Annotated in this window: 14 protein-coding genes; 6 read left to right on the top strand and 8 right to left on the bottom strand. The window is 45.5% G+C overall.

What is annotated here, in order from left to right; translation table 11 throughout:
- The 6 genes from QW597_07270 to QW597_07245 all read right to left on the bottom strand — a co-directional run.
- Positions 1–253: molybdopterin-binding protein (locus QW597_07270; protein ID MEM0156379.1), on the bottom strand; the 253-nt coding region annotated here is incomplete at its 3' end.
- 62 nt (positions 254–315) lie between these two features.
- Positions 316–840, bottom strand: coding sequence for a hypothetical protein (locus QW597_07265; protein ID MEM0156378.1), 525 nt, complete (start codon positions 838–840; stop codon positions 316–318).
- Entirely contained in the window at positions 837–1,121 is a 285-nt protein-coding gene (locus QW597_07260; GenBank protein MEM0156377.1) for a DUF211 domain-containing protein, read from the bottom strand. The genes QW597_07265 and QW597_07260 overlap by 4 nt, the downstream gene beginning before the upstream one ends.
- A gap of 128 nt (positions 1,122–1,249) precedes the next feature.
- Positions 1,250–1,561: a hypothetical protein gene (locus tag QW597_07255; GenBank protein ID MEM0156376.1), complete on the bottom strand. Its 312-nt coding sequence runs from the start codon at positions 1,559–1,561 to the stop codon at positions 1,250–1,252.
- 91 nt (positions 1,562–1,652) lie between these two features.
- Positions 1,653–3,776, bottom strand: a complete 2,124-nt coding sequence (locus QW597_07250; GenBank protein ID MEM0156375.1) for a heavy metal translocating P-type ATPase — start codon at positions 3,774–3,776, stop codon at positions 1,653–1,655.
- A 13-nt stretch (positions 3,777–3,789) separates the two neighbouring features.
- Entirely contained in the window at positions 3,790–3,930 is a 141-nt protein-coding gene (locus QW597_07245) for a YHS domain-containing protein (protein MEM0156374.1), read from the bottom strand.
- 75 nt (positions 3,931–4,005) lie between these two features.
- Here QW597_07245 and QW597_07240 point away from each other — a divergent pair, with 75 nt between their 5' ends.
- The 4 genes from QW597_07240 to QW597_07225 all read left to right on the top strand — a co-directional run bounded on the left by QW597_07240 (position 4,006) and on the right by QW597_07225 (position 6,101).
- Complete coding sequence (locus QW597_07240; GenBank protein ID MEM0156373.1) at positions 4,006–4,536, top strand: TRASH domain-containing protein; 531 nt, start codon at positions 4,006–4,008, stop codon at positions 4,534–4,536.
- A 170-nt stretch (positions 4,537–4,706) separates the two neighbouring features.
- Positions 4,707–5,048, top strand: coding sequence for a hypothetical protein (locus QW597_07235; GenBank protein MEM0156372.1), 342 nt, complete (start codon positions 4,707–4,709; stop codon positions 5,046–5,048).
- Positions 5,049–5,071: 23 nt separating this feature from the next.
- On the top strand, positions 5,072–5,620 hold the full coding sequence (locus tag QW597_07230; GenBank protein ID MEM0156371.1) for a MarR family transcriptional regulator: 549 nt from the start codon (positions 5,072–5,074) through the stop codon (positions 5,618–5,620).
- Between the two features lie 106 nt (positions 5,621–5,726).
- The gene (locus tag QW597_07225; protein ID MEM0156370.1) at positions 5,727–6,101 is read left to right on the top strand and encodes an SHOCT domain-containing protein; all 375 of its coding nucleotides are present in this window, start codon (positions 5,727–5,729) and stop codon (positions 6,099–6,101) included.
- Positions 6,102–6,110: 9 nt separating this feature from the next.
- On the opposite strand, the gene QW597_07220 is transcribed toward QW597_07225, so the two are convergent.
- On the bottom strand, positions 6,111–6,524 hold the full coding sequence (locus QW597_07220) for a hypothetical protein (protein MEM0156369.1): 414 nt from the start codon (positions 6,522–6,524) through the stop codon (positions 6,111–6,113).
- Positions 6,525–6,633: 109 nt separating this feature from the next.
- Positions 6,634–7,041, bottom strand: coding sequence for an SCP2 sterol-binding domain-containing protein (locus QW597_07215; protein ID MEM0156368.1), 408 nt, complete (start codon positions 7,039–7,041; stop codon positions 6,634–6,636).
- Between the two features lie 341 nt (positions 7,042–7,382).
- Here QW597_07215 and QW597_07210 point away from each other — a divergent pair, with 341 nt between their 5' ends.
- Both QW597_07210 and QW597_07205 read left to right on the top strand, forming a co-directional pair.
- Positions 7,383–8,897, top strand: a complete 1,515-nt coding sequence (locus tag QW597_07210) for an FAD-binding oxidoreductase (GenBank protein ID MEM0156367.1) — start codon at positions 7,383–7,385, stop codon at positions 8,895–8,897.
- A complete protein-coding gene (locus QW597_07205) occupies positions 8,863–10,230 on the top strand; it encodes a glycerol-3-phosphate dehydrogenase/oxidase (protein ID MEM0156366.1) in 1,368 nt (455 codons plus the stop codon). Before QW597_07210 ends, QW597_07205 begins: the two co-directional genes overlap by 35 nt.
- Position 10,231: the final 1 nt, after the last annotated feature.

Raw genomic sequence — 10,231 nt, 5'->3', positions numbered from 1 at the left:
TAGCTACGGAGTCAACTGTCATGTCGTCAAATGTCGGCCCCAAACCTCCAGAAGATACAACCAGGTCACTTTTGCTGACTGCATCCCGAAAAACTTCCGAGATTTCTTCAGGTGAGTCTTCGCAAATATACCCTCTCCTGACCCTGTACCCTGAAAATGTAAGAATCCGGCCTATGAGGGCAAAGTTCGTATTCACGGTCCTTCCCTTGAGTATCTCATTGCCGATGGTGATAATGGACGCTGTCTTTTCCATCTTAACCCTGTATAATCATTATATCGTGGTATTAATGTATTTACCAATCCTTCCGCATAGCGTCACTTAACAATTGCTATGAACTTCCCTACTACTGTCACCGTTGCTCCCAAAATTATAAGGGACATTATCCACCTCAATCTGTTTCCAGAGGAGACACTAGCTATGCCCATGCCCATTATTGCAAGCACCAGGTAGGCGGAAATGATGGCAAGATAACCTTCCGCAGGGAGAATTACGTCGAAGAGAAGCGGTATAAGTGCACCTATGAACCCGAAAGATCCTGACAGAAGGGTTCCGCCGAGGGATTCTATCAATATTCTTGTCCCAAGATCGGTCTTGATAAGCCTGTTTGATGGCCGCATCGTCAGGTGCTGCGAAACCTTGGTAAGTTCAGACCTCAATCTGGAATATTCTGCTATGAAGAAACTGAGCGTACCGACAAATGCAGACCCAAAAGCTATCCTCACGGCAAGGGTCACTGTCATATTGCTGGGTCCCAGAAAATCTGCCGAAGCCAGCATCAATACAGTTATGATGCCATCTGTAAGCCCAAGAGTAACTGGGAACAGAATATCGTCCCTCAAGTGTTGCCCCGAATATTCTCTATGAGCCTTTTCCCAGCGGCAATCTGGTCCACAGAATGAACCACTGATCCCGTCTTCTCGATTGAATCTACAAGTTCTTCATAATCTATATTGTTCCCTTCGACTGTAATGCTGATGCCCATTGTCTCCATGTCCATCTCAGTGACATTGGCATTGACAGCTTCCACGCCCGGCACAATCTCGATGGAATGTATAAGTTCCACAAACGTCGGTCTGGACAGAGCTTTCCCGACATCTAATACCACTCTCCTAATATTCATTTTCTTAACGTCCTGGATGTTTGGATCAATTTAACACTGGTCTCGTAATATTGTTCGACTTTTTAATTTTTTTCAGAGGGGTATATTTTCTATCTTATCTTGTTTGCGGTGCCGATGTCTGGCATATATTATTCTTTTAGTTCTTTTGGAATTGAAACCAGGATAAGATATAAGATAAATCCACCAACGGAAATGGAGTGGCCTGCAATCAGTATTAGGATGAATATGGATAAGGAAAAATGGAATATCATGTCTCCGAATATGAATGCGGAGTAGTAAACAGCCATAACTACCGCCAGTATCCATAATGCACGGATCAGCGGTTTCCTGTTTCTTTGTGCTGTCTTACTGTCAATCTCGGACCCCTCTGCCTGATTCTGAGTGGTTGTTCCAAGTCCCATGCAATTTTGGCATATATCGCGATGGCCCTCAGAATCCATGACAACTCCAGTTCCATTGCAAACTTCGCAGATTGTTTCCAATTATGTCGACATGCAGGCTTACTATGTAAAATGTGGCAAACCCGCAAGTTCATGTACCATTTTGCAACGTGGAGCGTGCAATATTCTCTTCGATTCCAGTGATTTCATCCATGTTCTTACTCCACTCCCTTGAGATTTTGCCGCGCAGGAGCAAGGAATTCAGGACAACTGATGTTGAGCTCATTCCCATGGCTAGAGCGGAGATCATTGGCAGGAACGTGTATAATCCCAGACCAAAAAAAGGAACAAGGATTCCGCCGGCAATGGGTATCAGCGCCGAATTGTAGCCGACTGCCCAGCCAATATTCTGCTTTATCTTTACTATTGTTTTCTGACCTATGATTTTTGTCAGGATTATCTGCCGGAGATCATTTTTAAGCAGTATTATGTCTCCATTTTCCCTGGCAATATCAGTTCCCGACCCCATGGCGATCCCCACATCAGCTGTCTCAAGAGCCACAGTGTCATTGATGCCGTCTCCCGTAAACATTACGAAATCTCCGCTCATCTGATAACGTTTGATGATCTCCGCTTTCTCCGCGGGAAGAACTTCAGCGTATATTTCTTCAATGCCAAGATCATCGGCAATTCTCTTCGCTTCTCCTTTGGAATCCCCCGTCACCATTGCGGTCTTTACTCCAAATTTCTTTAGTTCTGCCAATGTTTCTCTGGCTCCGTTCCTTACCCTGTAGGAAAGATGTATATAACCTGCAGTTTTGCCTTCCACTTCAACTGCAACAACGGACCCACCTGGTCTATTAGCCCTTGTAACGCTCATCTTTCTGCCATCAAGAATGCCCGAAATTCCAGATCCTGGCGTTTCCACGATCCCTTCAGCCATTCGGATCTCCACGTTCCTGTTTTCTGCCAGGGTAACTATGGACTTAGCAATTGGGTGATTTGAAGAATATTCGAGGGAGGCGGCCATCATGATTAGGTCCTCTTCCGAGTATGGTCCAGAAGGGTCAATTCCAGCGATCACTGGATCGGCATCGGTCAGTGTTCCAGTCTTGTCAAATACTGCCCTGTTTACCCGGGAAAGACGGTCCAGCGCACCAGTGTTCTTGATAATAATCCCATTCTCCCAGGCTTTGTTGGATGAAATAAGGAGAGTTATGGGTCCCGCTAGACCTATGGCGCAAGGGCACGCGATTACAACCACTGAAACAAACGCAAGGATTGCAATTTCGAGAGGGAGAGAATATCCAACGCTGGAAAGATAGAAGTACCAGAAAAGTCCGGATGAGAGGGCTGCAACAATCACGACTGGCACAAAGACTGACGAAAAAACATCGGCAATGCGCTGCACTTTTGCCCTTCCAGAAATTGCCCGCTGTATAAGTTCATATATCTGGCTGACAGTGCTGTTCTTGCCTGTTCTGGTAACCTGTATTTTCAGAAGCCCGTTGAGATTAGACGTGCCAGAAGACACTTCATTACCAGCAGTCCTGAGGACAGGTGCCTGCTCTCCGGTCAGCATGGATTCATCAATCTCGCTCTCCCCTTCCAGGACAATACCATCTGTGGGAAAAATTTCCCCCGGTCTCACAACGAGTTTGTCTCCCTGCCTGATCTGATCAGTCTTCACCTCGATTACTTCGCCTTTATCTGAAATGTAATGTGCGGAATCGGGTATGAGGGAGAGGAGTTTTCCGGCCGCGCAGTTGGCTCTCGCCTTAGTGGCATTCTCGATAAAATTACCAGTCAAGATCAGCGTGATTATGAATGCCGATGCATCAAAGTACACATCCGATCCGGGAATTGAGGACGGAGCAAACGTTACAAAGGTTGAGAATACGAAGGCTGTAATGGTACCCATGGAAATGAGCAGATCCATGTTGCCGGTTTTGCTCCTAATTGCATGGTAGGCGCCTTCATAAAATCCATAGCCTGAATAGAACTGAACGGGCAACGTAAGCGCAAAGAGCAGGACGTCCTTGCCTGTTGCCAGGGGTAAAAGACTGGCAGGGAGCAGGTAATTGATCAGTATGATGGGAATTGAAAGAGACCAGCCCACAATCAGGCGGTGTTTCAGCCTGTTCTTCTCTTTTTCAGGTGAGCTGTACTTCTGCTGGCATGTCTTGGAGCAGAAATAATAGGTCTGCCCGTCAATGACCGATTTGAGGTCTGTGTCTTCTGGCACAAACATCCCGCAGACTGGATCTGTTGGCATCAGGGTCCACTTCTTATCTGGTGTATTTTAGGGGATTCTTGTCAAATTCTGCTTTGCAGTGGCTGCTGCAAAAGTAGTAGGTTTTGCCCTGGAAATTGCTCTTTAGATCCGTGTTCTCGCTAACCTTCATTCCACAAATTACGTCTTTTGCCATGGCACTTTATTATTCTGGAAATGATAAAGTATGTCTTTACAAAAAGTTAAACCGTATATTGCATTCTTTAACATAATGAGAAAAAACTCTTCCGAAATTGAGCAGAGACTCATTACAATCCTCAAAAAGAACTCCAGAAAAAATATTGTGGACATAGCAGAGGAACTTGGCGTGAGCAGGATCACTGCAAAAAAAGCTCTTGATGGTCTTGTACAGAACGGCAGAATCAGGAAGTTTACCGTTACCCTCGAGGAAGACGAGCAAGATATGGCTCTCGTATACGTTGACGACGTGAAAGAGATCCCAGAGAATCTTATTGTGGAGCAGTTCAGGCTCATGGACGATACATACATTGCCGTGCTTTACTACGAGGACCTGATGCAGGTCAAGAACGCAAGGATTAAGAGAATTGAAATCGCGAAATCACGTATAACAAACGATAATATAACCCGCCTTGAAGATATTCATTGCGATTACTGCGGAAAGGAAATAAAAAGCGATCCCATAATGGTAGAAATCGCTGGAAGGACGTTTTATGCCTGTTGCCCAAACTGCGAACGTGACCTTAAAAAAAGGAGGCAAATCATGTCCAGTGAATCAAAATGAACCTGTCCACATTGGAAACTTCCATTGTCTAATGGATCCGGGTCTAGGTATTATGCATAATGTATACTTAAGGGCTTATCGCAAGGCATGATGTACAGGCACCTCTTATCTAGGCCAGTGAAATCATATCTCTGTCCTGAATGTATGGATGAGTTGCCATGGTGAGAAGCATGAAAGAAACCTCTAAGATGATCGCAATTCCTGTTGGTAAAGGCCACATTAGTGTTAACCGTGGCGGCATTTCCAAGATTGACGGAAATATTATACTTCTAGAATCGCAAATTGAGAAGGGGCCATGCAATGACCAATGGTGCCAGATCCAGAAGGCTGTTCGCATCAGATCAGTTCTGTCAGTTCCCGCTGGGGATTGGAAAATTCTTGCTTCAGGTAGAGTGACTCTTGTTATGGGGCAGGATATATATGGCTCTATTGACAAGGGAAGGCAAGATGTGACAATAAGGGTAGGACGATCCGGGAGTTTATCGGCGAAGGGTTTCGCTTTTATTGAATGATCCTTTAGTTTAATGGTGGCATCATGGCAACACAAAAAATCCCAGAAATTCAAAACGGGACTGCATTTAAAACGCTGCTGTTCTGGATTATGTCTCTCTTTTTGGCGGTTGTGATAATTATCGTGGCAGTGACGTCCTTACTCGTGATGTCATATGTTGGAACAGAGATTACAGAGCAGGTGCTCATAATCTTCGCAGTTGTCATTGTCATAAACGCCGGAATCATAGCCACCGCCATAAGAGGGTTCGTAAGGATGCATCCGCTGATTACCGGCATACTATCAACCGTGAGGCCTATTTCAGTGGAGAGACCGCTGCGTACTGATTATCAGAGTTCTGTATCCAAGCAGGCGGAGATGGATGCAGAATTCTTATCAGAGATTGAGTTACAGATCATAGAATTGCTCCACGAGCACGGAGATAGGATGCTCCAGAACGAAATTACAAGTTCATTCAGGGTGTCCAAGGCTACGATCTCCAGGGCGATCACATCCCTGGAGGAGAAAGAACTGGTAGTCAAGAACAGAAAAGGCGTGACAAACGAGATAATTTTGATTGGGAGAGTCCGATAAAATAATATCGAACTTCGAAGTTCGTGCAAGTATTGTCAGGCGGTAATCTTTTCATGAAACATGTTTCACGATTCCCTTAAGAACCATTTCAGCCATATCATTAATCATGGAAGCAAAGTTTAGGAATTTTGTTTGGATAGTAGTTGGTCTAGTGGCAGTCATGGCAGCTGTGTCTATAATCGCATCCATTTTGTTTGATCACAGCTACCCAAGCAGTAATACCGGTACCTACGGCCCATACTGGATGATGGGGTATGGTTTCTACGGCATGGGCATTATTATGCCCATTGTTGGTGTGGTTTCCGTCATATTTGTGCTTGTGTTCCTTTATTATTTCTTCGGCTGGTTCAGGGATCCCTATGATCATCATCAGAGTGGATCATCTGCCTCAACTCCAGAGGACATAGCAAGGGAAAGGCTAGCGAGAGGAGAAATCTCAGAGGACGAATACAGGCGGATACTGGAACTGATCAAGAAATAGTTATCGAAATCACATATTTCCTTTTTTTATAACCGCCCATTCAAAATCAAGAATGTGTTTGTACTCCCTCTCTGGAGTGACGGTAATATTGTTCTTGAAAAACTCAAGTTCAGTTTCTTTTGTATCCTTGATACCGATTACACTGAAGGTCATGTCAATCACGTCTTTCCTCTCATCCATATCCGGAACATCGGTAAGAACGCCAACCTTCCCGTCTGGCATCTGCATCTCAGCATAACCGAAGGACACTATGTACTTGTGCTCCGTTGAACTATATTCAACCGGTTTCTCCCCATTCGCGAGGGCATTATGCCACAGAATGTCCAGCACAGATGTTGAATCTACCTTCACCTCGCTTCGGGGGAGGTCATTCTTTTCAATCTCTTTCTTCAGCTTCTCCTCTATTTTTTCCAGTTCTCCCATATCATTCACCACGCTCTCCAAAAGCCATCATGACTCACCAAGTTGCCTGTACGTTAACGCTTTCCAGGTACTTTAAACATATCGTAATGAGTCTCTTGGGTCTGCTTTCTCAGCGGATCTGACTGTCCACCATAGAAGCGGTGTTTACCATTTCCTTAGCTGCCTTTGTGTAGCGCATTATTTTCATCATTGGGCCGTCTAGCTTGAACTTTCCTGTAAGGATTCCCTGAATAGGATCGATCTCCTTTTTTAGGAGTTTTACCCAGTTCGTGTATTTCCCGATGTATTTGAACTCCGTTTTTGGAAGGTCTGCGCCAGGGCCAATATATCTTGCAGACCTGCATTTTCCATGAAAGAGATCAAGGTAGACATATTCGTCCTTTGGATGAGTCTCGTCTTTCTGCACCACAAAGAGGATGTCCCCCTCCCATGTCTTTCCTGCGTCTTCATAAGTTTTGCTGGCGTTCAATTTCTCCATATATTTTTTAACCCATTCATCACTTGGAAATTCTGCCATAGATGTAAACCTGCAGTATTTATATAAGTTTTAGCATGGATCTTTTACAAAAGTTCACTATTGGATTTAATGTCCTAAGAACCCGGTCTACTGGTTTAAGCAGATATTGCATTTGATTCCATCTTGGCAGAACTGCTATTATACTCCGCAAAAGCGTAATATGAGATGAAATATCGGGCAATAAATGCAGTGATATCCGTAATCATTGGCGCTTGCCTTAATTTTCGGATTTTCGAGGTTCATGCCAAGAATTGCTGTAGCATGTCGCCCTGAAACCGGGGCTATCGCTTGAGTTACAATGAGAAGCGAAGGAATTTGTACACACACGCGCTTATCTAACCATGTCCGCCATCAGGGTGCTTTATGGAGACCGCGACACTTATGGCGTTCAGAAATCCGCCGTTGAAGAGATAGAGTCTATTTTCGGAATAAAATGGAATGCAATGATCTGGGACGGAAAGGCGGAAGTACCGGACCTGCCAGATGATGCTCAATTAGAAAACGATCTTTCCGCGGTAGTTGGAAGGGAAAAGGTCTCCATGGACCACGCTGCCCGGCTGAAACATTCCTTCGGACTGTCATCGATTGAAGTGGAAATGCTCAGGGAAGGTAAATATCCGGAGATTGTTGACGCGGTAGTGGAACCTGATAAGGAAGATCTGCCAAAACTTATGGCGTTCCTCAAAAGTAAAAACATTCGATCCATAATTTACGGTGGTGGCACTTCTGTAAACGGATCGATCCTATTCAGGCGTTCCGGAAAAACCATAGCTATTTCCGTGGGCAGGCTCAAGGAATTCAGGCTACTGGAGAATATTGCTACGGTTGGATCAGGCTGGAAAGGCCTGGAACTCGAAAGAAAGCTAAATGAATCGGGTTACACCACGGGACATTTTCCGGAGTCAATACTATCATCAACGGTTGGAGGATGGATCGCCACCAAGGCTGCAGGCCAGGAATCCAATTATTACGGTTCCATCGAGAACCGCGTTGTTGGGGCATCACTGGTAAGGTCAGATGGGCACTTGGAGGATGTATTGAGTCCAAGAGAGTCGTCGGGCCTTATGGCTAGGGACATAGCATTGGGATCAGAGGGAAGGTTTGGGCTTATTTCTGAGGCTGCAATCAAGGTAGACAGGCTACCTGTAACGAGGTATTACAGGTCTTTCATAGTCAGGGATTTTGCATCTGGCATCCATTACATGCGGAACCTTGATAAAATTCCCGCTCTGGTAAGAATGTCAGACGCAGCTGAGACTGAATTCTCATTTAAGAACACCGCGGAATCGTTCGGGTTGAGGTACGTGAGGAGGAGAATATCCGGGAAAGGTTTCAGGGAACCATGCCTGATGATAATGATTGACAACGACCAGAACAGGATAACGAGACCGGAGAATTCCATCTCGCTTGGGAGATTTCCTGCGGTTACGTGGGAACGAGACCGGTACGAGCGACCGTATCTCGGGAATGAGCTTTGGAAGAGGGGTATAGTTCCGGACACGCTTGAGACCTCTGCCCTATGGACCAATATGCTGGAACTGCATAGATCAACGGTTGAAATTTTTGAGAAAATGAGGAAAGAGAGGGAAATAAGAGGGTTCATAATGTCTCACATTTCACACCTGTACAAACAGGGGGCGTGCGTATATTTCACGTTTGCCATTAGATCAGATAATGTACTTGAGGATATTTCTGCTTTAAGAGATGCAATGCTTGAAAATTTCATCAGCCACGGTTCACCAGTAACGCACCACCACAGCCCGGGAACGCTGATGAGAAAATTTGAGAACAGGGAAAAGCTGAACATGCAGTCCAAGTTCATTGACCCCTTATTCGCAGGAGGCGATATATATTAAGGAATTTTCGGCAAGGACAAGAAACAAGGAACTTTCGGAACTCAACGGGAAACATTTCCAGGTAGCCATAATCGGCGGTGGGATCACCGGTGCTGGCCTGGCCAATATACTGGCTGAAAACGGGATAAGCACTGCCCTGTTCGACAAGGCTGACTTTGCCTCAGGAACAAGTGCAGGATCATCCAAGCTCATCCACGGAGGGCTCAGGTACCTACAGCAGGGAAAACTTGGCCTTACAAGGGAATTGCTCAAGGAGAGGGAATACCTCCTGAAAACCACGGATATTGTGCAAAAACTGGATTTCAGGGTATTAATAGATGAATATTCTTGGGGAAAGGGGGAACTGACTCTGGGCATATTCCTTTATAATGTACTTGCCGGGCACCTGAAAGTGCAGAAAATGGTAAAGGACAACCTTGGGATTCCTGGTGTAAGGGGTTATTTTCCATATTACGATGGGCTGACAGAGGATACCGAACTCGTGATGTACAACATTACATACGCCCACGATCGTGGAGCGACGTGTCTCAATTATACGGAGATTACGGGTATTACAAAGGTTGACGGCGGTTATTCGCTGGAGTACAGCGACAGGTATGGCGTGAAGAGCGGGAAAATAATTGCAGACGTTGTCGTGAACTGTGGCGGTCCCTGGGCAAAAAGGATTCGGGATCTCTATGACAGGAACGGCCCAAAGAATTTCAGCCTGAGCAAGGGGATTCACGTCATCGTGGACCGGAAGAACCTGAACATGGATTATGCCATTGCCTTCAGGTCCCATCTGGACAAAAGGCAGCTTTTCATCATACCGAGAGAAAAGGTTGTGATTATCGGGACAACAGACAAATTCGTAGACTCACCTGATGACTTTTCTGTACCCGATGAGGACATTGACTATCTTGTAAACAGCGTCAGACGACTTTTCCCATCCATTTCCAGAGACAAAGTGATCGGAACGTTTTCAGGCATAAGGCCTCTTTTTGGATCTGGTGATGATCCAGGTAAAATATCGAGGGACTTTCACATTGACAGCAGTGCGGGGATCATCGATATTTACGGGGGGAAACTAACCAGTTACAGGGCAATTGCACGGAAGGTTGCAAGGATCGTTGCATCAGAGCTTAAAATCAGCATAAAGACCAAAGGTCTCCCGCTTCTTGGGTACAGTCGCCCAAGGGATGGCAGCAGAATAAGGCATGAGGCACTTTACGAGTGCCCATTATATCCAGAGGATATAGCGCTCAGAAGAGAGGCGGCTCAGATCTATAATCCATCGGCGCTCCCGAAGATCATGGAAGAAGCCAAGACAGTCCTAAGGTCAATGGGAAAGTGAA

This window comes from Thermoplasmataceae archaeon (genome assembly GCA_038729425.1).
Classification (GTDB): Archaea; Thermoplasmatota; Thermoplasmata; order Thermoplasmatales; family Thermoplasmataceae; genus B-DKE.
The sequence above is the reverse complement of the archived record's forward strand: the minus strand, read 5'-3'. Positions and strand labels throughout refer to the sequence as shown.

Bases quoted from the DNA above. Each gene is read 5' to 3' on its own strand.
- QW597_07260 (MEM0156377.1), bottom strand. From the start codon at position 1,121: ATGAATATTAGGAGAGTGGTATTAGATGTCGGGAAAGCTCTGTCCAGA.
- QW597_07255 (MEM0156376.1), bottom strand. From the start codon at position 1,561: ATGGATTCTGAGGGCCATCGCGATATATGCCAAAATTGCATGGGACTT.
- QW597_07250 (MEM0156375.1), bottom strand. From the start codon at position 3,776: ATGCCAACAGATCCAGTCTGCGGGATGTTTGTGCCAGAAGACACAGAC.
- QW597_07245 (MEM0156374.1), bottom strand. From the start codon at position 3,930: ATGGCAAAAGACGTAATTTGTGGAATGAAGGTTAGCGAGAACACGGAT.
- QW597_07240 (MEM0156373.1), top strand. From the start codon at position 4,006: ATGAGAAAAAACTCTTCCGAAATTGAGCAGAGACTCATTACAATCCTC.
- QW597_07235 (MEM0156372.1), top strand. From the start codon at position 4,707: ATGAAAGAAACCTCTAAGATGATCGCAATTCCTGTTGGTAAAGGCCAC.
- QW597_07230 (MEM0156371.1), top strand. From the start codon at position 5,072: ATGGCAACACAAAAAATCCCAGAAATTCAAAACGGGACTGCATTTAAA.
- QW597_07225 (MEM0156370.1), top strand. From the start codon at position 5,727: ATGGAAGCAAAGTTTAGGAATTTTGTTTGGATAGTAGTTGGTCTAGTG.
- QW597_07220 (MEM0156369.1), bottom strand. From the start codon at position 6,524: ATGGGAGAACTGGAAAAAATAGAGGAGAAGCTGAAGAAAGAGATTGAA.
- QW597_07215 (MEM0156368.1), bottom strand. From the start codon at position 7,041: ATGGCAGAATTTCCAAGTGATGAATGGGTTAAAAAATATATGGAGAAA.
- QW597_07210 (MEM0156367.1), top strand. From the start codon at position 7,383: ATGTCCGCCATCAGGGTGCTTTATGGAGACCGCGACACTTATGGCGTT.